Raw genomic sequence first — 21816 nt, forward strand, 5'->3', positions numbered from 1 at the left:
AGGTCAGGAGACTTGGGTGTCGCCCTGGGCATTATCGTTGCCTTGTGCCTGGGTGGTATGCGCACTCGGCAGGTTGCGGGCGATCAGCCCGCGGTACAGGGCCGCGCCCAGGCAGGCACCGAGGATCGGTGCGAACACCGGCACCAGGAAATACGGAATGTCACGTCCGCCAGTGAAGGCGATTTCGCCCCAGCCGGCCAGGAAAGTCATCAGCTTTGGCCCGAAATCGCGCGCCGGGTTCATCGCAAAGCCGGTGAGTGGGCCCATCGCGCTGCCGATCACCGCGATCAGCAGGCCGATCAGCAGCGGCGCGGTGGCGCCGCGCGGCAGGCCGTTGTCGTCGTCGGTCAGGGCCATGATCACCGCCATCAGGATGGTGGTAATGATCACCTCGACCAGGAAAGCCTGGCCGACCGACAGCGCCGGGTGCGGGTAAGTGGAGAACACCGAGGCCAGCTCCAGGCTGGCCTGGCTGCCACGGACCATCGCGTGGGCCTGTTCGAAATCGAAGAACAGCGTGCTGTACAGGGTGTAGACCAGCGCCGCGCCGCAGAACGCGCCGCACACTTGGGCGAGAATATAGAAAGGCAGCTTGCGTTTGTCGAAGCCGCCGAACAGGGTGAGGGCGATGCTCACTGCGGGGTTCAGGTGCGCCCCGGACACGCCGGCACTCAGGTAGATCGCCATGCTCACGCCGACGCCCCAGATGATGCTGATTTCCCACAGGCCGAAGCTGGCGCCTGCGACCTTGAGCGCGGCGACGCAGCCGGTGCCGAAGAAGATCAATAACGCGGTCCCGAGAAACTCGGCCATGCATTGGCCGGAAAGCGTGGGTTGTCTTGCAGCATTCGTCATGAATGACCTCGGTTCTTGTTGTTGTGAGGCGCTGGGCGCTCGGCGGCAACACGTGCTGTCCATCCCCATGAACAGCACTCGGAGTTAAGCGTCATGCACCTTTTCTGTGCATGGCTTATTCGTAAACGAAAAAATATAGACAAGAAACGCGGATGTCAAAGGTCGAAACTGAACCTTCAGCCACATTCTGACCGGCCATTTCCAGCCACGGCGATCGCCTGTTTTCCACCCCTTCGCCGCTTGCTGGCCGCCCCCTGGGATTTCCCCTAAAGTAGCGCCCGAGCCGTTATCGACCGGAGCCTTACATGACCCCCGCACTGGACTTGCTGAAGAAGGCACGCGCCGAGCACCGCGTGCACAGCTACGAACACGACCCCAAGACTGCTTCCTATGGCCTGGAGGCGGCGGAGAAACTTGGGCTCGACCCGCAGCAGGTGTTCAAGACCCTGCTGGCGAGCAGTGAGAAGGGCGAATTGCTGGTGGCGGTGGTGCCGGTGGTCGGCACCCTGGACCTCAAGGCCCTGGCCCAGGCGGCGGGGGTTAAGAAGTGCGAGATGGCCGATCCGGCGGCGGCACAGCGCGCTACGGGGTACCTGGTGGGAGGGATCAGCCCGTTGGGCCAGAAGAAGCGCCTGCGCACCTTCATCGATGAGTCGGCGCAGCAGTTCGGCAGCATTCATGTCAGCGCCGGACGGCGTGGGTTGGAGGTGGAACTGGCGGCGGCGGTATTGGCCGAGCATACCCAGGGCAAGTTCGCCAATATCGGGCGGGGTTGATGAGTCCAGGTGTCGATTGCGGGGCCGCATAGCAGCCCCGAGGGTGCGTCAGGTCGCGGAGCTGTACCGGCGCACGCCATTCTCCTGGCGCGGCAGCTGCGCCGCGATACTGCCCGGCACCGGGAACAGCACCAGGTGGTCGGCCGCCACCGCTATGCCGACGTCCTGGCCGACCAGGTGGTCGACATGGCTTGGGAAAATCGCTTCCAGTTGGCTGCCGGTCGGCAGCTCCAGGCGGTACAGGGTCGAGGCTCCCAGGAAGCTCTTGCCGACGATGCGCGCGCGCAGTTCGCTGTCTGGCGCATGGACGATGTCGTCCGGGCGCAGCAGCACGTCCACCCAACTGCCCGGCGCCATGATGTAGGCCCGGTTGCCGCGCAGTTCACCCAGTTCGGTGCTGACCGCCTCGTGGCTGCTCATCTGGCCGCGAATGAAATAACCCTGGCCGATGAAGCTGGCCACGAACGGCGTCTGCGGTTCGTGATAGAGGTTGTAGGGGGTGTCCCACTGCTCCAGGCGGCCCTCCTTGAACACGCCGACATGGTCGCTCACCGCGAAGGCCTCTTCCTGGTCATGGGTGACCAGGATGGCACTGGTGCCGCGGCTTTTGAGAATGTCGCGGACTTCATGGCTCAGGCGTCGACGCAGTTCCACATCGAGGTTGGAGAACGGCTCGTCGAGCAGCAGCAACTGCGGTTGCGGAGCCAGGGCACGGGCCAGGGCGACACGTTGCTGCTGACCGCCGGACAACTCGTGGGGATAGCGACCTCCCAAGCCGCCCAGCTTGACCAGCTCGAGCATCTCCTCGACCACCTCGGCTTGACGCGGGTGCTTGCCGATGCCGAAGGCGATGTTCTGCGCCACGGTCAGGTGCGGGAACAGCGCGTAGTCCTGGAACACCATGCCGATACGGCGCTTCTCGGGCGCCAGGGTGAAGCCGGCGCGTGAGATGACCTCGCCGGCCAGCTGGATCTCGCCCTCGTGCACCGGCTCGAAGCCGGCGATGGCGCGCAGGGTGGTGGTCTTGCCGCAGCCCGAGGAGCCCAGCAGGCAACCGATGTCGCCTGCGTTCAGGTGCAGGTTGAGGTTCTGGACGATGCGCTGCTCGCCATAGCCGCAGGCGAGGTTGCGCAGGTTGAGCAGTAAGGGTTGACTCATGCGTGGTGGTAAGCCGGTTCTACAAGGAATTCCAGAAGGGCCTTCTGCGCATGCAGGCGGTTCTCGGCCTGGTCCCAGGCGACCGAACGGGGGTCGTCGAGCAGGTCCTGGCTGATCTCCTCGCCACGGTGGGCGGGCAGGCAGTGCATGAACAGGGCGTCGTGTGCCGCCAGGTCGAGCAGTGCGCGGGTGACCTGGTAAGGCGCGAAATGCGCCAGGCGCCGTGCAGTTTCCTCCTCCTGGCCCATGGAAGTCCAGACATCCGTGGTGACCAGGTGGGCACCGCGCACGGCTTCCTTCGGGTCGCGCACGATCTGCACGCGGTCACCGCCCAGCGCCAGGAAGCGCGCATCCGGCTCGTAACCTTCGGGGCAGGCGATGCGCAGCTGGAAGTCGAACTGGCGAGCGGCCTCGATGTAGGAGTTGCACATGTTGAAGCCGTCGCCGATCCAGGCCACGGTCTTGCCCTGAATCGCGCCACGGTGTTCGACGAAGGTCTGCATGTCGGCCAGCAGTTGGCAGGGGTGCGACTCGTCGGACAGGCCGTTGATCACCGGTACCCGCGAATGGGCGGCGAACTCGGTGAGGGTGCTGTGGGCGTGGGTGCGGATCATCACCGCATCGAGCATGCTCGACATTACGATGGCGCTGTCGCCGATCGGCTCGCCACGGCCCAGTTGGGTGTCGCGCGGCGACAGGAAGATCGCCTGACCGCCCAGCTGGATCATGCCCGCCTCGAAGGATACGCGGGTACGGGTGGACGACTTTTCGAAGATCATTCCCAGTACGCGGTTTTTCAGGGGCTCGAACAGCACGCCTCGTTTGCGCAGGTCCTTCAGCTCGATGCCTCGACGGATCACGCCGAGCAATTCGTCAGCAGTGAAATCCAGCAGGGAGAGAAAGTGCCTGGTGCTCATGATTGACTACCTTATCTGCAACGTCTTGCAGGTCGACCGTATGGGTTTTCTTGACAACGGGAGTGACCTGCGGCGTAAGCCGCACGGGGCGGACGGAATAGGGAAAGGCGCAATACTATAATTAAATGTCGCCTCAAACCAAGAGGGGAAACAGCGGCCCTGTTTCAAAGGGTGTCGTAAACCCTTCTGGGCGTGCTGTTTTTTATTTTCTACAGGGGTTTTACACGGCTTGCCGGGGATTTGGCAAACCTGCTGTCGTGAATCGTGCGCCTGATGTCGTGGGATTCACGCCACGAACCTGCGTGGCGCCAGCGACGGGGCGGGTGCATAGTTCCAGGCTCCAGAACAACAAGGCAGAGGCGGCCATGACCAAGACCCTGCATCACCGTGCCTGTCACCTGTGCGAGGCGATCTGTGGCCTGAACATCGAAGTCAGCCACGACGTCGACGGTCGGGCGACGATCAGCTCGATCAAGGGCGACGCCCAGGATCCCTTCAGCCGTGGCCATATCTGCCCCAAGGCGGTGGCCTTGCAGGATATCCAGGAAGACCCCGACCGCCTGCGTCAGCCACACCGGCGCGTGGGCGAGCGCTGGGAGCCGATCGGCTGGGACGAGGCCTTCGCCCTGGCCGCAGAGCGCCTGTGGAGCATCCAGCAGGCCCACGGGCGCAACGCCGTCGCCGTATATCAAGGCAACCCGAGCGTGCACAACTATGGGCTGATGACCCACAGCAACTACTTCCTCGGCTTGCTCAAGACCCGTAACCGCTTTTCCGCCACCTCGGTGGACCAGTTGCCCCAGCACCTGACCAGCCACCTGATGTACGGCCATGGCCTTTTGCTGCCGATCCCCGACATCGACCACACCGATTTCATGCTGATCCTCGGCGGCAACCCACTGGCGTCCAACGGCAGCATCATGACCGTGCCGGACGTGGAAAAACGTCTCAAAGCCTTGCGTGCACGCGGTGGCCGCTTGGTTGTGGTCGACCCGCGGCGCAGCGAGACCGCGGCCATGGCCGACCGGCACCTGTTCATCCGACCGGGCGGCGATGCCGCGCTGCTCTGCGGTGTGCTCAACACCTTGTTCGCCGAAGGCTTGGCCAAGGGGTCGCACCTGCCGGTGAATGGCATGGAGCAGGTGCGCGAAGCGATCGCGCCGTTCAGCGCTGACAGCATGAGCGCCCGTTGCGGTATCGAGGCCGAGGACATTCGCCAGCTGGCCCGCGACTTCGCCAGCGCCGAGCGCGCGGTGTGCTACGGCCGCATGGGTGTTTCGACCCAGGCCTACGGCACCTTATGCCACTGGCTGGTGCAGGTGATCAACCTGGTCACCGGCAACCTCGACCGCGCGGGCGGCGCGCTGTGCACCGAACCTGCGGTGGACCTGGTGGCGAGCACCTCGGGCGGGCATTTCAACCAATGGCAGAGTCGCGTCTCGGGGCTTCCGGAGTACGGCGGCGAGTTGCCGGTGGCGGCCTTGGCCGAGGAAATGCTCACCCCGGGCGAAGGGCAGGTCCGCGCCCTGGTGACGGTGGCCGGTAACCCCGTGCTGTCGACGCCCAACGGGCGGCAACTGGACCAGGGGTTGGACGGGCTTGAGTTCATGCTCAGCATCGACTTGTACATCAACGAGACCACCCGTCACGCCGACCTGATACTGCCGTCCACTTCGGCCCTGGAGAACGACCACTACGACAGCACCTTCAACCTCCTGGCGGTGCGCAACGTGACGCGCTTCAACCGGGCGATCCTGGCCAAGCCCGAGGGGGCGCTGCATGACTGGGAGATCTTCGTCGGCCTGGCCCGGGCCTTTGCCGCGCGGGCGGGTGTCGAACTGAAACCGACGATGGCCCCGGCGCAGATGATCGACCTGGCGCTGCGCAAGGGGCCGCGCGGCGAGGCGTCGCCATGGGGGCTGTCGCTACAGGCGCTGGACGAGCACCCCCACGGCCTGGACTTGGGGCCGCTGCAAGCGAACCTGGCAGCACGCTTGCGCACTGCCAGCCAGGCGGTCGAGGCCGCGCCCCAGGCGCTGCTCGACGACCTGCAGCGCCTGGCCCAGGCGCTGCCGCCGCCCTCGGACCAACTGCTGCTGATCGGTCGTCGTCATGTGCGCAGCAACAATTCCTGGATGCACAACTTCCATCGCCTGGTCAAAGGCAAACCCCGCCACCAGTTGCTGATGCACCCGCAGGACCTGCTGAGCCGGCAATTGGAGGACGGGCAGTGGGTGCGCATCCGTTCGCGTACCGGCAGCCTGGAAGTGCAGGTGCAGGCCAGCGAGGAGGTGATGCCTGGGGTGGTCAGCCTGCCTCATGGCTACGGCCATGGCCGTCAGGGCGTGCGCATGCAGATCGCCCATGCCCAGCCCGGGGTGAGTGCCAATGACCTGACTGACGAGCGGTTTCGCGATGGGGTGTCGGGGAATGCGGCGTTGAATGGCGTGCCGGTTCAAGTTGAGGCAGCGTGAGCCTGTATCGGCCCTGTCGCGGGGCCCTTCACTGACCTCTACCGGCATTACCGAGCGCGCCGCTCGGCTTTCCGATACAATGCGTCACCGTGCCGACAGTTGCGTCGGAAAGTTCAGCCGAGGTGCTTCATGGATATCATCGAAACAATCAAAGAGCAGATTGCCAACAACACCATTCTGCTTTACATGAAAGGCTCGCCGAATGCCCCGCAGTGTGGCTTCTCGGCACGGGCCTCGCAGGCCGTGATGGGTTGTGGCGAGAAGTTCGCCTACGTCGACATCCTGCAGAACCCGGAAATTCGTGCCAACCTGCCCAAGTACGCCAACTGGCCGACCTTCCCGCAACTGTGGGTCGCCGGTGAGCTGGTCGGCGGCAGCGACATCGTGCTGGAAATGTTCGAGAAGGGTGAGCTGCAGACCCTGATCAAGGAAGCGGCCGCCAACGCCAAGGCTTCCGAGGCCTGATCCGGCATTCGCCGCAGGTATGAAAAAACCCGCCTAGGCGGGTTTTTTTTGTGGCTTACCTGTAGGAACGGGCTTGTCCCGCGATAGCGGCCTACAGGTTGGCCCTTACTCTTCGCCCATCTGCGACTGCAGATAGTTCTCGATGCCGATCTTGTCGATCAGACCCAGTTGGGTTTCCAGCCAGTCGATATGTTCTTCCTCGGACTCGAGGATATCTTCGAGCAGCTCGCGCGAACCGAAGTCACCGACGGTTTCGCAGTGGGCGATGGCCGCCTTCAGGTCCACCAGGCCCTTCTGCTCGATCTTCAGGTCGCACTCGAGCATTTCCTTGGTGTGCTCGCCGATCAGCAGCTTGCCCAAGTCCTGCACGTTGGGGATGCCTTCGAGGAAGAGAATACGCTTGATCAGCTTGTCAGCGTGCTTCATCTCGTCGATGGATTCCTTGTACTCGTGCTTGCCGAGCTTGTTCAGGCCCCAGTCTTCGTACATGCGCGCGTGCAGGAAATACTGGTTGATCGCGACCAGCTCGTTTCCGAGGATCTTGTTGAGATGCTGGATGACGCTTACGTCGCCTTTCATGTCGGGTTCCTGCCCTGTAGAAGTGTGCCAATACAGGGAAGTTTGAGCCCCGCAACTTCGCATGTCAAACCTAAGTTATTGAATAATAAGTGAAATTTAATAGGAATAAGAATGTTTGTGAACCGCGTTATGGCGCTAACTTATTGAATTTCAGGCATAAAAAAACCGGACACGAGGTCCGGTTCTTCGAAATGGGGTATTTCAGGCCGCATTAAATTCCACCGGGTAGGGCAGGGCGGCTTGCTGGCTGAGCTGCAGTTCGGTCAGGGTTTCCCGGACCACCTGCTTGGCCAGGCAGGCGCATTTCCCGCATTGGCTGCCCACATTGGTAGCGGCACGGACGTCCTTGTAGCTGCAGCATCCTTCATAGATCGCATCGCGGATCTGTCCATCGGTTACGCCGACACAGAGACACACATACATAAAGTCAGGCCATCGCGGGTTGAGTCGATGGGTTGGAGCTTAATGGTAATGAGAATGCTTGTCAAAACACTTCGTGTAAGCCCCATCCTTGAGCGACCGGCGGTTGGATTCGGACTGTCACGCGAACCTGTGTATGATGGTCGGCCTTTGTTGGATGCCGGGCAGGCCCGCCTGCCTGGGCAACGATTTTTCACCATCATCAGGAGATAAACGAATGAGCGTGCTCGTTGGTAAACAAGCCCCCGACTTCACCGTTCCAGCCGTGCTGGGCAATGGCGAGATCGTCGACAGCTTCAACCTGGCCTCGGCCATCAAGGGCAAGTACGGCCTGGTGTTCTTCTACCCGCTGGACTTCACCTTCGTCTGCCCGTCCGAGCTGATCGCCCTGGACAACCGCATCCCTGACTTCCAGGCGCGCAACGTGGAAGTGATCGGCGTGTCGATCGACTCGCACTTCACCCACAACGCCTGGCGTAACACCCCGGTCAACAACGGCGGTATCGGTCAGGTCAAGTACACCCTGGCTGCCGACATCACTCACGAAATCTGCAAGGCCTACGATGTCGAGTCCGAAGGCGGCGTGGCCTTCCGTGGCGCCTTCCTGATCGACACCAACGGTGTCGTTCGCTCGCAGATCGTCAACGACCTGCCACTGGGCCGCAACATGGACGAGCTGCTGCGTCTGGTGGACGCCCTGCAATTCCACGAAGAGCACGGCGAAGTCTGCCCGGCCAACTGGAAGAAAGGCGACAAGGGCATGAACGCTTCGCCGGAAGGCGTTGCCGCTTACCTGAGCGAGAACGCTGGCAAGCTGTAAGCGCCAGGCGTGACACAAAAAAACCGGCCCATGTGGCCGGTTTTTTTGTGTGCCCATCAGGGCCAAACCCGCTCCCACAGGGAGAGCGGCGGTGTTCAGTCGTTGAAGTCGCGCCAGCCGCCCATTTCCTTCCAGCGATTGACGATGCCGCAGAACAGCTCGGCGGTCTTCTCGGTGTCGTAGCGCGCCGAGTGCGCCTCGCGCCCGTCGAAGTCGATGTCGGCGCTCTGGCAGGCCCGCGCCAGCACGGTCTGGCCGTAGGCGAGCCCGGCCAGGGTGGCAGTGTCGAAGCTGGAGAAAGGGTGGAAGGGGTTGCGCTTGAGGTCGTTGCGCGCCACCGCGGCGTTAAGGAAGCCCAGGTCGAAGCTGCTGTTGTGCCCGACCAGGATCGCCCGCTTGCAGCCATTGGCCTTCAGCGCCTTGCGCACGCCACGGAAGATGTCGGTCAGCGCGGTTTCCTCGCTCACCGCCATGCGCAGCGGATGGTCCAGCTTGATGCCGGTGAACTCCAGCGCTGCCGCCTCGATGTTGGCGCCCTCGAACGGCTCCACCCGGTAGAAGTAGGTGTGCTCCGGGAACAGGAAGCCTTTCTCGTCCATGCCGATGGTCACCGCGGCGATTTCCAGCAGGGCGTCGGTGGCGCTGTTGAAACCGCCGGTCTCGACGTCCACCACCACCGGCAGGTAGCCGCGAAAACGCTCGGCCATGGGGTGGCGCGAGCCGCTGCTGACCTGGGCGTCCTGGTCGTCGTCGTAGAGGTCTTCGCTCACGCGTTGTCCTCCAGCAGGCGCCAGCGCAGTTTTTCACCGGCGCGCAGCGGGATCACGGTGTGGTCGCCGAAGGGCAGGCTGTCCGGGGCGGTCCATTCCTCGCGCACCAGGGTGATGCGGTCGGTGTTAGCCGGCAGGCCATAGAAGGCCGGGCCATGCAGGCTGGCGAAACCTTCGAGCTTGTCCAGTGCGTTGCGCTGCTCGAACGCCTCGGCGTACAGCTCGATCGCCGCATAGGCGGTGTAGCAGCCGGCGCAGCCGCAGGCGGCTTCCTTGGCGTGCTTGGCATGGGGCGCGGAGTCGGTGCCGAGGAAGAACTTCGAGTTGCCGCTGGTGGCGGCGTCCAGCAGTGCCACCTGGTGGGTGTTGCGCTTGAGGATCGGCAGGCAGTAGTAGTGCGGACGGATGCCGCCGACCAGCATGTGGTTGCGGTTGTACAGCAGGTGCTGGGCGGTGATGGTCGCGCCGACGTTGGCCGGGGCCTCGCTGACGAACTGCGCGGCGTCGCTGGTGGTGATGTGCTCGAACACCACCTTCAGGGTCGGGAAGCGTTCGACCAGACGGCGCATGTGCTCGTCGATGAAGCGCTTCTCGCGATCGAACACGTCGATCTCCGAACGCGTCACCTCGCCGTGCACCAGCAGCGGCATGCCGGTCTCGGCCAGGGCTTCGATCGCCGGGAAGATGTTGTCGATGCTGGTCACGCCGGAGTCGGAGTTGGTGGTGGCGCCGGCCGGGTACAGCTTGGCGGCGTACACCACGCCGCTGGCCTTGGCCGCGCGGATGTCCTCGGGGCTGGTACGGTCGGTGAGGTAAAGCACCATCAGCGGCTCGAAGCGGCTGCCGGTTGGCCGGGCAGCCAGGATGCGCTCACGGTAAGCGCTGGCTTCGGCGGCGTTGCGCACCGGCGGAACCAGGTTGGGCATGATGATGGCGCGGGCGAAGGTACGCGCCACGTCGCCGACAGTGTGTTGCAGGACGGCACCATCGCGCAGATGGATGTGCCAGTCGTCGGGACGCAGGAGGGTCAGGCGATCGGACATTGGGGTTTCCAGGCGGGTCGAACTCAAGCCGCCATGCTACCGGAAAACCCCGGGCCGAGCACGGCTATCAAGTTTTCCGGCAAGTGTCCGATAGCCTGCCTGTAAGCCGTCAGAATCTGTGGAGCCGCCCGTGCGCCAGCGTTACCTAGCCCTGTTGACCTTGTTTGCCAGCCTGCCGGCCGGGGCACTGACTTTCCAGACCCGCATGGAGAACATCGCCTGGAAGGTCGAAGGCGACCAGTTCGAGTGCCGGTTGATCCAGCCGATCGACGGCTTCGGCAGCGGTGAGTTCGTGCGCCGGGCTGGCGAGCAGCCGGTGTTCCAGCTGCGCTCGGACAGCAACGCCCTGGGCGCAGGCTCGGCGACCCTGCTGGCGGCCGCCGCGCCGTGGCAACCGGGGCGCGGCGATATCAACCTGGGGGCCATCCGCATGAACCGCAGCGGCGTGCTGTTCAGTTCCTCGCAGGGGCAGGCCAGCCGGTTGATCAACGGCCTGCTCGATGGTCGCAGCACGGTGGTGCGCAGTTACGCCGGCGAAGGCGGCCGACCGATGGAAGTGCATGTGCTGCCGGTGAGTTTCGCCAAGGCCTACAGCGACTACCAGGCCTGCGCCGGCAAGCTGTTGCCGATGAACTACGACCAGATCCGCCAGACCCAGGTCGGCTTCCCCGGCACGGCCCTGGAGCTGGATGCCTCGGCGCGGGCGCGCCTGGATGTGATCCTCGACTACTTGAAGGCTGATCCATCGGTCAACCATATCGAACTCGATGGCCACTCCGACAACAGCGGCAACCGCTTGACCAACCGTGACGCCTCGCGCCGTCGCGCCCTGGCGGTGGCCGACTACCTCAAGGCCCATGGCGTGCCGGACGAGCAGATCACCGTGCGCTTCCATGGCGAGCGCTACCCGCTGGCCAAGAACAACAGCGCCGCCAACCGTGCGCGCAACCGCCGGGTCAACATTCAGCTGGACCGCGTCACCCCGATCGAGAAACCCGTGGAAAAACCGCAGGAGAAACCCGCTCAACCGGCCGCTGCAGCCCCCGCGCCCGCCACCCCGGCGGCTCCGCTCACGTCCCCCGCCACGCCAGCGGCGGCGAAGAAGGCCTGAGTGCGACCGTTGGTCGCGCTCACGACATTTCCTGTCGCTTTGTCATCACAAGCTGTCGCCCCACTGTAAATTCTCCGGCGACGTCGGTAGAATCGAAGGCTTTCCGTACAACCCCGTGGAGTGATGGCATGGCGGACGTAAAAAAGGTCGTATTGGCGTATTCCGGCGGCCTTGATACTTCGGTGATTCTCAAGTGGCTGCAGGACACCTACAACTGCGAAGTGGTGACCTTCACCGCTGACCTGGGCCAGGGCGAAGAGGTCGAGCCGGCCCGCGCGAAGGCGCAGGCAATGGGCGTCAAGGAAATCTACATCGACGACCTGCGCGAAGAATTCGTGCGTGATTTCGTGTTCCCGATGTTCCGCGCCAACACCGTGTATGAAGGCGAGTACCTGCTCGGTACTTCCATCGCCCGCCCGCTGATCGCCAAGCGCCTGATCGAGATCGCCAACGAAACCGGCGCCGACGCCATTTCCCACGGCGCTACCGGCAAGGGTAATGACCAGGTGCGCTTCGAGCTGGGCGCCTATGCGCTCAAACCAGGCGTCAAGGTCATCGCGCCGTGGCGTGAGTGGGACTTGCTGTCCCGCGAGAAGCTGATGGATTACGCCGAAAAGCATGGCATCCCGATCGAGCGTCACGGCAAGAAGAAGTCGCCGTACTCGATGGACGCCAACCTGCTGCACATCTCCTACGAAGGCGGCGTCCTGGAAGACACCTGGACCGAGCACGAGGAAGACATGTGGCGCTGGAGCGTCTCCCCGGAGAACGCCCCTGACCAGGCCACCTACATCGAACTGACCTACCGCAATGGTGACATCGTCGCCATCGATGGCGTCGAGAAAAGCCCGGCTACCGTGCTGGCCGACCTGAACCGCATCGGCGGCGCCAACGGCATCGGTCGCCTGGACATCGTCGAGAACCGTTACGTCGGCATGAAGTCCCGTGGCTGCTACGAGACGCCTGGCGGCACCATCATGCTGCGCGCCCACCGTGCCATCGAGTCGATCACCCTCGACCGCGAAGTCGCTCACCTGAAAGACGAGCTGATGCCCAAGTACGCCAGCCTGATCTACACCGGCTACTGGTGGAGCCCGGAACGCCTGATGCTGCAACAGATGATCGACGCGTCGCAGGTCAATGTGAACGGTGTCGTGCGCCTGAAACTGTACAAAGGCAACGTCACTGTCGTCGGCCGCAAGTCGGACGATTCGTTGTTCGACGCCAACATCGCGACCTTCGAGGAAGACGGCGGCGCCTACAACCAGGCCGATGCCGCAGGCTTCATCAAGCTCAACGCACTGCGCATGCGCATTGCCGCCAACAAGGGCCGTTCGCCGCTCTGAACCTTGGCGCAATGACCGAAAACCCCGGCCTTGGCCGGGGTTTTTTTATGGGTGCGAAACGTCGCTCAAGGGCCGTGCAGCTCCTCGCCTTCCTCCAGCGGACGCACCGACAGATGAATGCAGGTTCGGCAGTCGAGGTTGTACAGCTGCCAGCGGCGCGGTCGCACGGGGCGATGCGTGAGGGTGCGCAGGATGTGCTGCTCGATGGTCTTGCGGGTATCCGGGCCTGACAGGGCGATGGTCATGAGGTCCTGTGGCGCGGCGTCATGTCCCGCGTGAAAGGCAGGGGCTGTCGAGGGTTCGGCCAGTTTTGAAGGGTCGGGCTTATACAGTGAGACGGCGTTGAAGTTCAGGGTCAGGAAGAACAGTACGGTGAGAAAAAACGGAAAGGCCACCAGGAACCAGGTGTAGATGGTCTGGCTTTCTGCGCTGAGGAAGGGCAGCGAAGCCAGCGCGGAAGCTTCGATGATGCCTGCGAAGATGGCAATGATGGTCAGGGGGCTGATGGGCTCTTCGCGTTTCATGAGGCTTACCTGTGTGGATGACAGGCATCTTTATCTGGATTGGGGCGGCAGGGAAATGGTGGGTCGTTTCCCTGGAGCGTGGTTTTCCTGGCTATCTGGGAAAACAGGTGGTGTGCCTCGGTGAAATAGGAGAAATGTCCCGCATCTTGCGGGGCATATATTACCTAGGATGGCGTGCGGGCACGATGCTAGCGTTCTTGTGTCTTGCGCAAACTTCCGCATAAGACTTTTGCTATTAGGGTGGAGCGTAGGAAGTTTCTCTGATTATTGTAGGTTTAATCTTTGCGTGCCTGTGCTGAGGGAATGATCGCGCCATCGAGGGTGTTGCTCGGTTATCTTGACGCGTCACAACTAGAAAAATGGTTCAATGGATTTTCCCATGAATAAAGTACTTATCGTGGATGATCACCCGGTCATTCGCTTGGCCGTACGCATGCTGATGGAACGGCATGGATACGAAGTGGTGGCAGAGAGCGACAACGGCGTGGATGCATTGCAACTGATGCGGGAATACCTGCCGGATATCGTCGTACTCGATATCGGCATCCCCAAGCTCGATGGCCTTGAAGTCATTGCCCGGATGAGCGCTGCAAGTCCCGGCAGCAAGGTACTGGTGCTGACCTCCCAGGCGCCGGGGCATTTTTCAATGCGCTGCATGCAGGCGGGGGCGGCCGGCTATGTGTGCAAACAACAGGAACTGACCGAGCTGCTCAGCGCGATCAAGGCTGTGCTATCAGGCTACAGTTACTTCCCTAACCAGGCGTTGCACAAAACCCGTGGCAGCGCTGGCAGTGGCACTGAGACGGAAATGGTCGAGCGCCTGTCGGGGCGTGAGATGATGGTGCTGCAGCAACTGGCACGGGGTCGCACCAACAAGGAAATCGCCGACAGCATGTTTCTTAGCAACAAGACAGTCAGCACCTACAAGACCCGTCTGTTACTCAAACTCAACGCCCGATCACTGGTCGATCTCATAGAACTGGCGCAGCGCCACGGCCTGGCCTGAAACGCAAAAGCCTCCTTGATGGAGGCTTTTGCGTACTTGGCTGGCAGGGTTACAGGTCGTAGTCGTAATCGGCCAATTGTCGCTGCAGGCGTCGTTCTTCCAGAAGATTGTCAATGGTGCGACGCTTGCTCAGGTTGGTTTTAGCGGGTTCCACCTGGGGTTCGACTTCGTCCTCCGCGGCGAAATCATCTTCGATCAGCTCGTCTTTATCGGTGCTCATGAGTCACTCCAAGCCAAAGGGCCGTTGGCCGTCCTTATAGCGAGAATCATGAGCCCGGTAAAAAAGATTTTTTCAATCGAAATAGGCCAATTTTCCCTATTGCTTCAATCGTCGGATGTCTTCTGCTTGTACTCGCACAAATCCTCGATTCTGCAGCTTCCGCAGCGCGGCTTGCGCGCCTGGCAGACGTAGCGGCCATGCAAGATCAGCCAATGGTGGGCGTCCAGCAGGTAGTCCTTGGGCACGAACTTCAGCAGTTTCTTTTCCACTTCCAGCACGGTCTTGCCTGGCGCGATACCGGTGCGATTGCTGACCCGGAAGATATGCGTGTCGACAGCCATGGCCAGTTGGCGGAAGGCTGTGTTGAGCACGACGTTGGCGGTCTTGCGCCCCACCCCGGGTAGTGCTTCCAAGGCCTCGCGCTCTTGGGGTACCTGACTGGCATGCCTCTCGATCAACAGGCGGCAGGTCTCGATCACGTTCTTGGCCTTGCTGTTGTAAAGGCCAATGGTCTTGATGTACTCACTCAACCCCTCCACACCCAGGGCGTAGATCGCCTCGGGGGTGTTGGCGACCGGATACAACCGGGCAGTGGCCTTGTTGACCCCGACGTCGGTGGCCTGGGCCGAGAGGATCACCGCGATCAGCAGTTCGAAGGGGGTGGTGTAGGCCAGTTCGGTCTTCGGGTCGGGATTGTCTTCGTGCAGCCTGCGAAAGATCTCCAGGCGTTTGGCGGCATTCATGGGGTCAAAGGTTTCCTTGACGACGTGTGGGGGCAGGGCCCGGACGCAGGCGATTGTACAAGGCCAGCAGCAAGCCGAGCAGTATCAATCCACCGGGCGCGAGAGTGGCCAGGTGCGCGTTGGCACCATCGGTCAATCCCTGGCGCAGGGCGCCCAGGGCCAGACACACGGCCAGCAGGGTGCCCAGGTGCGCGGCCAGGGTGCGCCAGCGTTGCTGTGCGGGCAACAGTCGATCTGCCGTGAACAGGTACAGGCACAGCAATGCCGGGTAATGGCCGAGCGCCAGGGCGACAGGCAGCGCCCAGGCGCGCAGGCCCAGTTGCAGGCAGGTGGCGAGCATCACTGCCAGGATCAGGCTCGCCGCGATGCATGCCGGGGCCTTGAGATGTCGGCGTGGCAGTGCCATCAGCACTTGGTGGCAAGCGAGCAGTGCGACCGCGCACAGTCCCATGACCAGTGCCAGCAGCAGGTTCGTGGTCGCGCCGAGCAGCGGCGCCAGGGCGGTGGGCAATATCCAGAACCTATTCATCGGCCGCCTCCTGTAGCAGGGTTGTGCGGTGTTCGTCGAAGTAGCGCAGTGCATCCTGCAGGGCATCGATGACCGCTCGCGAGGTGACGGTCGCACCGGTCAGTTGGTCGAAGTCACCTTGGTCGCGTTTCAGCGCCCAGCCAGCGTTCAGGTCGCGTTGGTCGAACTGTTCCAGCCAAGGAGGCTGCGGGACGCCGAGCTGGCCGCCGAGGCCAGGGGTTTCCTGTTGTTCCAGCACGTGGATGCCGATAAGCCGCCCGCTCGCAGCGATAGCGATCGACAGCACGAGTGAGCCGGCGTAGCCCTGGGTCTTGCTGCGCAGCAAGACGGCGGTGGGTTTGCCGGCCAGGGTCGCGCGGTAGGCGGCCAGCAGTTGGCTGTGGCGCAGGGAGGCATTGGGCAGAGAAATGGGCGTCAGCAGTGGATCGTTGTCGTAGCTGCCAGGCGGCAGGGCCGCAAGCCATTGCGTGTGTTGCAACTGGCGTTCGGCTTCGGCGAGGGTCGGTGCCGTCCAATCGCGCCAGGCCAGTGTCACCGCCAGCGCCAGGCTGGCGAGCAGTACCAGCAGCAGGCCGTCCCGCAGTCTGGCATTCATGGGGCGGCCGCCTGGTAGCGTGCCGCCACCCGGTCCAGCGTCGGCACGGCGAGGTTCATCAGCAGGACGGCGAACGCGGTGCCATCGGGGTAGCTGCCCCAGGTGCGGATCAGGTAGATCAGCAACCCGCAGCCGGTGCCGAACAGCAGCCGCGCCAGCGGCAGGCGCGGCCCGGACACCGGCTCGGTGGCGATGAAGAAGGCTGCCAGCATGGTCGAGCCGGCGAACAGGTGGAGCAACGGTGAGCCATTGGAGTCCGACCCCGAGTCGTTCCAACACAGCAGGCTGGCTACCAGCAGCGCTCCCAGCAGCCCCGCCGGCGCATGCCAGCTGATCACCTTGCGCTGCAGCAGAAGCGCGCCGCCCAGCAGGAACGCCAGGTTCACCCATTCGCTGTCGCGTCCGGCGATGGCGCCGAAGCCCGGGTGGCGGACGAACAGTTCATCGATCGTCAGGCTGCGGTTGTGGCGCAGGCCGTCGAGGACCGTGGGCTGCGCCCAGGCGTCGACCTGTGGCTGATCGCCGAACACTCGACCCAGGCTCTCGAGCAAACCGGGCGCCGCGCCGGGCCAATGGGTCATGGGTTGGGCGAAGCTCAGCAGGACGAAGGCGTAGCCGACCATGGCCGGGTTGAACAGGTTGCGCCCGACACCGCCAAAGGCCTGCTTGCCGATACCGATGGCCACCACCGAGGCGGTCACCGGCAGCCACCAGGGTGCCAGGGGTGGCAGGGCGGCGGCCAGCAGCACCGCAGTGACCAGTGCGCTGCCATCCCCCAGAAACGGCCGCAGGTGCTGCCCGCGCAGGGTCAATGCCAGGGCCTCGCAGGCCAAGGCGGCGCTGCTGCACAGCAGCAGGTTCAGCAGCACGCCCCAGCCATGCAGCCAGAATAACGCCAACAGGCCTGGCGCACAGGCCAGCAGCACCAGGCCCATGGTGGCGCGCAGGCGCGGGTCAGGCGCGGGCATGGCCTGTCCCGGCCAGCAGCGACTCAAGGTGTTGCTCGGCCCGCTTGGCCGCGGCCTCCAGGGCCTGCAATTGGATCTGCTGGGCGTCGCTGGGGCGGGTGCCGAAGGCACTGCGGGCCTTGCTCAATTGTGTCTGGCCCATGGCGGCGGCGACTATCGCCTGCTTGAGCGCCGTGTCGGCGCTGGTGGCCTTGATCGGGTCCGGGGCGCTTTCCTCCGTGGCGCTGGACCGTTGCGCTCGGGCTTGGCGCCGCGCTTCCTCACGGGCCAGGCGGGCCGCACGCTGTGCATGGCGCTGACGGGCCTGGGCGCGGCGTTGAGTGCGGTTGGCCAACTGCTCGCGGGTGTGGGCCTGGCCGCCGATGATGGGCACCGCGTTGGCGGGCAGCGGCAGCAGGTCGATGCAATCCACCGGGCAGCGCGCCAGGTACAGGTCGCAGCCGGTGTTGATTGCCTCGCCCGCTGCCAGGCCTTCGGCGTAGGGCCGATAGCCGGCATGGCCGCACTTGCCGCATTGGGTCTGCGGCAGCAGGGCGTCGATGCGTTGAATCAGGCTCATTGTGTGAAGAGTCCGTTGAAGCCGGAAAACGCCATGGCCATGAGCCCAGCACCGATCAGTTCGATAGGCAGCCCGCGCAAGGCGGGCGGTAGGTCTGGGTGGTCGCTGCGTTGGCGCAGGTCGTCGAACAATGCCAGGGCCAGCCAGAACCCCAGGCCCGCGCACAGCCCCCAGGCCAGTGCGACGCCCAGGCTGCTGGCCGTGCTCGACAGTTGCAGGAACAAGCCTAGCACCGCGCCGTTGCCCAGCAGCAATGGCGCCAGGCCATGCACTGGCCAGTCGGGACGCACGCGCGCCAGGACGCGTGGCAGGCCCCAGGCCAGGATGGCCAGCAGCGGCAGGGCGAACCACAGCTCCAGGCCTTCGACATGTGGCAGCAGCGCCGCAGCGGGCAGTGCGAGCAGCATCGTCAATGCGCTGCACAGCCCCAGCGCATGCAGGCGCGGGCGTGGCAGCGGCCCCGTGTGCAGGACCAGGTGATTGACCAGCGCGGCGCTGACCAGAACCAGGACGAAATCGCTCATGCGGATGCCGAAGGCCGGAGGCTGCCGTGATTATCCGGCAGATGGCGGGGGATGGAAAAGCCCCGGCGAAGTGGCCGGGGCATTGGGTGGGCTTACTTGATGCGCTGGCCGGGCTTGGCGCCGCTGTCAGGGCTGAGCAGGTAGATTTCCTCACCGCCTGGGCCGGCCGCCATGACCATGCCCTCGGACACGCCGAAGCGCATCTTCCGCGGCTTGAGGTTGGCCACCATCATGGTCAGGCGCCCTTCGAGCTGGGCGGGGTCCGGGTAGGCCGACTTGATGCCGGAGAATACGTTGCGGCGCTCGTCACCGATGTCCAGGGTCAGGCGCAGCAGCTTGTCGGCGCCTTCCACGGCCTCGGCCTTGACGATCAGTGCCACGCGCAGGTCGACCGCGGCGAAGGTGTCGAACTCGATCTCGGCGGACAGTGGGTCCTTGGCCAGTTCGCCGTTGCCGGCGGGCACCACGCCTTGGGTGGCGGCGAGGTCTTCCTTGCTGGCGGCGACCATCGCCTCGACCTTGGCCGGCTCGATGCGGCTCAGCAGCGCCTTGAAGGGGTTCAACTTGTGGTTTTCCAGGCGCGAGCCCAGGTCGCTCCAGGTCAGCGGCGCGACGTTGAGGAAGGCCTCGGCGTCGGCGGCCAGCACCGGCAGCACCGGCTTGAGGAAGATCACCAACTGGCGGAACAGGTTGATGCCCTGGGCGCAGATGGCTTGTACTTCAGCCTGCTTGCCATCCTGCTTGGCCAGCGCCCACGGTGCCTGGTCGGCGATCCAGGCGTTGGCGCGGTCGGCCAGTGCCATGATCTCGCGCATGGCGCGGGAGAAGTCGCGGCCTTCGTAGGCTTCGGCGATGGACGGCGCGGCGGCGGCGAAGGCTTCGGTCAGCTCCGGCGCGGCGTCGCCGGCGGCCAGCACGCCGTCGTTGCCCTTGTGCACGAAGCCTGCGCAGCGGCTGGCGATGTTGACCACCTTGCCGACCAGGTCGGAGTTGACCTTCTGCACGAAGTCGTCGAGGTTCAGGTCCAGGTCATCGACGCCACGGCCCAGCTTGGAGGCGTAGTAGTAGCGCAGGTATTCCGGTTGCAGGTGGTCCAGGTAGGTACGCGCCTTGATGAAGGTGCCGCGCGACTTGGACATCTTCGCACCGTTGACGGTCAGGTAGCCATGCACGTTGATCCCGGTCGGCTTGCGGAAGCCCGAGCCTTCGAGCATCGCAGGCCAGAACAGGGCGTGGAAATTGACGATGTCCTTGCCGATGAAGTGGTACAGCTCGGCGCTGGAGTCTTCCTTCCAGAACGCGTCGAAGTCCAGCTCGGGGCGGCGCGCGCAGAGGTTCTTGAAGCTGGCCATGTAGCCGATCGGCGCGTCCAGCCAGACGTAGAAGTACTTGCCCGGCTCGCCGGGGATCTCGAAGCCGAAGTACGGTGCGTCGCGGGAGATGTCCCACTCTTGCAGGCCCGAATCCAGCCACTCGGCGAGCTTGTTCGACACCGCTTCTTGCAGGGTGCCGCTGCGGGTCCACTGCTGCAGCATGGTCTGGAAGTCAGGCAGCTTGAAGAAGAAGTGCTGGGAGTCGCGCAGCACCGGGGTGGCGCCGGAGATCGCCGACTTGGGGTTCTTCAGTTCGGTCGGCGAATAGGTGGCGCCGCATTTCTCGCAGTTATCGCCATACTGGTCCTCGGCCGCGCACTTGGGGCAGGTGCCCTTGATGAAGCGGTCGGCCAGGAACATGCCCTTCTCGGGGTCGTAGTACTGTGTCACCGAACGGTTGGCGATGTGCCCGGCGTCGCGCAGACGGGTGTAGATCAGGCTCGACAGCTCGCGGTTTTCCTCGGCGTGGGTCGAGTGGAAATTGTCGAAATCGACCAGGAAGTCGGCGAAGTCGCCCGCGTGCTCGGCCTGGACCTTGGCGATCAACTGCTCGGGCGTGATGCCTTCCTTTTCGGCACGCAGCATGATGGCCGAGCCGTGGGCGTCGTCGGCACAGACGTAGATGCACTGGTGGCCACGCATCTTCTGGAAACGAACCCACATGTCAGTCTGGACGTACTCGAGCATATGGCCAAGGTGAATGGAACCGTTGGCATAGGGGAGGGCGCTGGTGACGAGAATCTGACGTGGCTCGGACATGGTGGCTCGGCTATCTGCTCAGGTGTGCATGAAAACGAAGGGTGATCGGCCACTATAAAGCCCTGGGAAATATATTTCACCCCACGGGCGCGCTCGCCGATGGCTGACGGGTTAGCATAGGCGCCTGTTCCACTTTCAGTTCGTCAACGGGAGCCTCCATGAGTGCCGTCACACATGCCGCCATCGAAGGCGTGCTTCGCCAGTACACCGACCCCTACCTGAACCTGGACCCGGTCAGCGCCGGTTGCGTGCGCGCCATCGACATCCAGGGCAGCCAGGTCAGCGTCCGCCTGCAGCTCGGCTATGCCGCCGGGCTGTTCAAGAATGGCTGGGCGCAGGTGCTGCAGACGGCCATCGAGAACCTCGAGGGCGTCGGTTCGGCGCAGGTGAGCATCGATTGCGTGGTCGCCGCGCACAAGGCCCAGGCCCAGGTGCCGGCGTTGGCCAACGTGAAGAACGTCATCGCCGTGGCCTCGGGCAAGGGCGGTGTGGGCAAGTCGACCACCGCGGCCAACCTGGCCCTGGCCTTGGCCCGCGAAGGCGCGCGGGTCGGCATCCTCGACGCGGATATTTACGGCCCGAGCCAGGGTGTGATGTTCGGCATTCCGGAGGGCACCCGCCCGCAGGTCCGCGAGCAGAAGTGGTTCGTGCCGCTCAAGGCGCATGGCGTGGAGGTGATGTCCATGGCCTTCCTCACCGACGACAACACGCCGATGGTCTGGCGCGGGCCGATGGTTTCCGGCGCGCTGCTGCAACTGGTGACCCAGACCGCCTGGGACGACCTCGACTACTTGGTGATCGACATGCCGCCTGGCACTGGCGATATCCAATTGACCTTGGCGCAGAAGGTGCCGGTGGCCGGCTCGGTGATCGTCACCACGCCCCAGGACCTGGCGCTGCTGGATGCGAAGAAGGGCGTGGAGATGTTCCGCAAGGTCAACATTCCGGTGCTGGGCGTGGTGGAGAACATGGCCGTGCACATCTGCTCGAACTGTGGCCACGCCGAGCACCTGTTTGGCGAAGGTGGCGGTGAGAAGCTGGCGACGCAGTATGGCGTCGAGCTGCTGGCCTCGCTGCCCCTGTCGATGCTGATCCGCGAGCAGGCCGACAGCGGCAAGCCGACCGCCATCGCCGAGCCGGAAAGCCAGGTCGCCATGGTCTACCAGGAGCTGGCGCGTCAGGTCGGCGCGCGGATCGTGTTGCAGGAAGCGGCGGCGCCGGCGATGCCGAGCATCACCATCAGCGAAGACTGAGGCGAGTTTCTTCCTGTTGGCGCGGGCTT

At 63.8% G+C, this 21816-nt stretch carries 23 protein-coding genes and 1 pseudogene; 8 read left to right on the forward strand and 16 right to left on the reverse strand.

Annotated elements, in window-relative coordinates:
• Nucleotides 1–3 precede the first annotated feature (3 nt).
• The gene (locus tag P0Y43_RS10625) at nucleotides 4–855 is read right to left on the reverse strand and encodes an MIP/aquaporin family protein (protein WP_275637251.1); all 852 of its coding nucleotides are present in this window, start codon (nucleotides 853–855) and stop codon (nucleotides 4–6) included.
• A 305-nt stretch (nucleotides 856–1160) separates the two neighbouring features.
• On the opposite strand from P0Y43_RS10625, the gene ybaK reads away from it, so the two are divergent.
• Nucleotides 1161–1631, forward strand: coding sequence for a Cys-tRNA(Pro) deacylase (gene ybaK, locus P0Y43_RS10630; protein ID WP_275637252.1), 471 nt, complete (start codon nucleotides 1161–1163; stop codon nucleotides 1629–1631).
• Between the two features lie 48 nt (nucleotides 1632–1679).
• Here ybaK and P0Y43_RS10635 read toward each other — a convergent pair whose 3' ends face one another.
• Nucleotides 1680–2789 carry an ABC transporter ATP-binding protein gene (locus P0Y43_RS10635; RefSeq protein WP_275637253.1) on the reverse strand — a complete coding sequence of 370 codons (1110 nt, stop codon included), beginning with the start codon at nucleotides 2787–2789 and terminating at the stop codon, nucleotides 1680–1682.
• The gene (gene argF / locus P0Y43_RS10640; protein ID WP_275637254.1) at nucleotides 2786–3706 is read right to left on the reverse strand and encodes an ornithine carbamoyltransferase; all 921 of its coding nucleotides are present in this window, start codon (nucleotides 3704–3706) and stop codon (nucleotides 2786–2788) included. The genes P0Y43_RS10635 and argF overlap by 4 nt, the downstream gene beginning before the upstream one ends.
• 365 nt (nucleotides 3707–4071) lie before the next feature.
• Between argF and P0Y43_RS10645 the strand changes: the two genes are divergently transcribed.
• On the forward strand, nucleotides 4072–6180 hold the full coding sequence (locus tag P0Y43_RS10645; protein WP_275637255.1) for a molybdopterin-dependent oxidoreductase: 2109 nt from the start codon (nucleotides 4072–4074) through the stop codon (nucleotides 6178–6180).
• Nucleotides 6181–6309: 129 nt separating this feature from the next.
• Nucleotides 6310–6645, forward strand: a complete 336-nt coding sequence (gene grxD, locus P0Y43_RS10650; protein WP_275637256.1) for a Grx4 family monothiol glutaredoxin — start codon at nucleotides 6310–6312, stop codon at nucleotides 6643–6645.
• A gap of 105 nt (nucleotides 6646–6750) precedes the next feature.
• Here grxD and bfr read toward each other — a convergent pair whose 3' ends face one another.
• Nucleotides 6751–7224 carry a bacterioferritin gene (bfr, locus tag P0Y43_RS10655; RefSeq protein ID WP_054891795.1) on the reverse strand — a complete coding sequence of 158 codons (474 nt, stop codon included), beginning with the start codon at nucleotides 7222–7224 and terminating at the stop codon, nucleotides 6751–6753.
• A gap of 201 nt (nucleotides 7225–7425) precedes the next feature.
• A complete protein-coding gene (locus tag P0Y43_RS10660) occupies nucleotides 7426–7647 on the reverse strand; it encodes a bacterioferritin-associated ferredoxin (RefSeq protein WP_275637257.1) in 222 nt (73 codons plus the stop codon).
• A 214-nt stretch (nucleotides 7648–7861) separates the two neighbouring features.
• Here P0Y43_RS10660 and P0Y43_RS10665 point away from each other — a divergent pair, with 214 nt between their 5' ends.
• A complete protein-coding gene (locus P0Y43_RS10665; RefSeq protein ID WP_033702669.1) occupies nucleotides 7862–8464 on the forward strand; it encodes a peroxiredoxin in 603 nt (200 codons plus the stop codon).
• 95 nt (nucleotides 8465–8559) lie between these two features.
• On the opposite strand, the gene rnt is transcribed toward P0Y43_RS10665, so the two are convergent.
• Both rnt and pyrC read right to left on the reverse strand, forming a co-directional pair.
• Entirely contained in the window at nucleotides 8560–9234 is a 675-nt protein-coding gene (gene rnt, locus P0Y43_RS10670) for a ribonuclease T (protein WP_275637258.1), read from the reverse strand.
• A complete protein-coding gene (pyrC, locus tag P0Y43_RS10675; protein WP_275637259.1) occupies nucleotides 9231–10277 on the reverse strand; it encodes a dihydroorotase in 1047 nt (348 codons plus the stop codon). The genes rnt and pyrC overlap by 4 nt, the downstream gene beginning before the upstream one ends.
• A 130-nt stretch (nucleotides 10278–10407) precedes the next feature.
• Between pyrC and P0Y43_RS10680 the strand changes: the two genes are divergently transcribed.
• On the forward strand, nucleotides 10408–11388 hold the full coding sequence (locus P0Y43_RS10680; RefSeq protein WP_275637260.1) for a flagellar protein MotY: 981 nt from the start codon (nucleotides 10408–10410) through the stop codon (nucleotides 11386–11388).
• 128 nt (nucleotides 11389–11516) lie between these two features.
• Nucleotides 11517–12734, forward strand: coding sequence for an argininosuccinate synthase (locus P0Y43_RS10685; RefSeq protein ID WP_275637261.1), 1218 nt, complete (start codon nucleotides 11517–11519; stop codon nucleotides 12732–12734).
• 65 nt (nucleotides 12735–12799) lie between these two features.
• On the opposite strand, the gene P0Y43_RS10690 is transcribed toward P0Y43_RS10685, so the two are convergent.
• Nucleotides 12800–13258, reverse strand: coding sequence for a hypothetical protein (locus P0Y43_RS10690; protein ID WP_275637262.1), 459 nt, complete (start codon nucleotides 13256–13258; stop codon nucleotides 12800–12802).
• Nucleotides 13259–13637: 379 nt separating this feature from the next.
• On the opposite strand from P0Y43_RS10690, the gene P0Y43_RS10695 reads away from it, so the two are divergent.
• Nucleotides 13638–14264, forward strand: coding sequence for a response regulator transcription factor (locus tag P0Y43_RS10695; RefSeq protein ID WP_275637263.1), 627 nt, complete (start codon nucleotides 13638–13640; stop codon nucleotides 14262–14264).
• Nucleotides 14265–14313: 49 nt separating this feature from the next.
• Here P0Y43_RS10695 and P0Y43_RS10700 read toward each other — a convergent pair whose 3' ends face one another.
• From P0Y43_RS10700 to metG, 8 genes and pseudogenes are all read right to left on the reverse strand, one after another.
• A complete protein-coding gene (locus tag P0Y43_RS10700; RefSeq protein ID WP_275637264.1) occupies nucleotides 14314–14484 on the reverse strand; it encodes a PA3496 family putative envelope integrity protein in 171 nt (56 codons plus the stop codon).
• A gap of 104 nt (nucleotides 14485–14588) precedes the next feature.
• Nucleotides 14589–15227: an endonuclease III gene (gene nth / locus P0Y43_RS10705; protein WP_275637265.1), complete on the reverse strand. Its 639-nt coding sequence runs from the start codon at nucleotides 15225–15227 to the stop codon at nucleotides 14589–14591.
• Nucleotides 15228–15231: 4 nt separating this feature from the next.
• Nucleotides 15232–15756: an Rnf-Nqr domain containing protein gene (locus P0Y43_RS10710; protein WP_275637266.1), complete on the reverse strand. Its 525-nt coding sequence runs from the start codon at nucleotides 15754–15756 to the stop codon at nucleotides 15232–15234.
• Complete coding sequence (locus tag P0Y43_RS10715) at nucleotides 15749–16351, reverse strand: RnfABCDGE type electron transport complex subunit G (protein ID WP_275637267.1); 603 nt, start codon at nucleotides 16349–16351, stop codon at nucleotides 15749–15751. The genes P0Y43_RS10710 and P0Y43_RS10715 overlap by 8 nt, the downstream gene beginning before the upstream one ends.
• Nucleotides 16348–17319: an RnfABCDGE type electron transport complex subunit D gene (locus P0Y43_RS10720; protein ID WP_275637268.1), complete on the reverse strand. Its 972-nt coding sequence runs from the start codon at nucleotides 17317–17319 to the stop codon at nucleotides 16348–16350. The genes P0Y43_RS10715 and P0Y43_RS10720 overlap by 4 nt, the downstream gene beginning before the upstream one ends.
• A 196-nt stretch (nucleotides 17320–17515) precedes the next feature.
• Nucleotides 17516–17878 (reverse strand): annotated as a pseudogene (locus tag P0Y43_RS27065) ((Fe-S)-binding protein); the annotation flags it as partial.
• Nucleotides 17875–18402, reverse strand: coding sequence for an Rnf-Nqr domain containing protein (locus P0Y43_RS10730; protein WP_275637270.1), 528 nt, complete (start codon nucleotides 18400–18402; stop codon nucleotides 17875–17877). The pseudogene P0Y43_RS27065 and the gene P0Y43_RS10730, both read right to left, overlap by 4 nt.
• Before the next feature lie 92 nt (nucleotides 18403–18494).
• Nucleotides 18495–20534 (reverse strand): methionine--tRNA ligase, encoded by a 2040-nt coding sequence (gene metG, locus P0Y43_RS10735; protein WP_275637271.1) that lies wholly within the window; start codon nucleotides 20532–20534, stop codon nucleotides 18495–18497.
• A 158-nt stretch (nucleotides 20535–20692) separates the two neighbouring features.
• Here metG and apbC point away from each other — a divergent pair, with 158 nt between their 5' ends.
• Nucleotides 20693–21787: an iron-sulfur cluster carrier protein ApbC gene (apbC, locus tag P0Y43_RS10740; protein ID WP_275637272.1), complete on the forward strand. Its 1095-nt coding sequence runs from the start codon at nucleotides 20693–20695 to the stop codon at nucleotides 21785–21787.
• Nucleotides 21788–21816: the final 29 nt, after the last annotated feature.

Source organism: Pseudomonas entomophila, from assembly GCF_029193575.1.
GTDB lineage: Bacteria > Pseudomonadota > Gammaproteobacteria > Pseudomonadales > Pseudomonadaceae > Aquipseudomonas > Aquipseudomonas entomophila_G.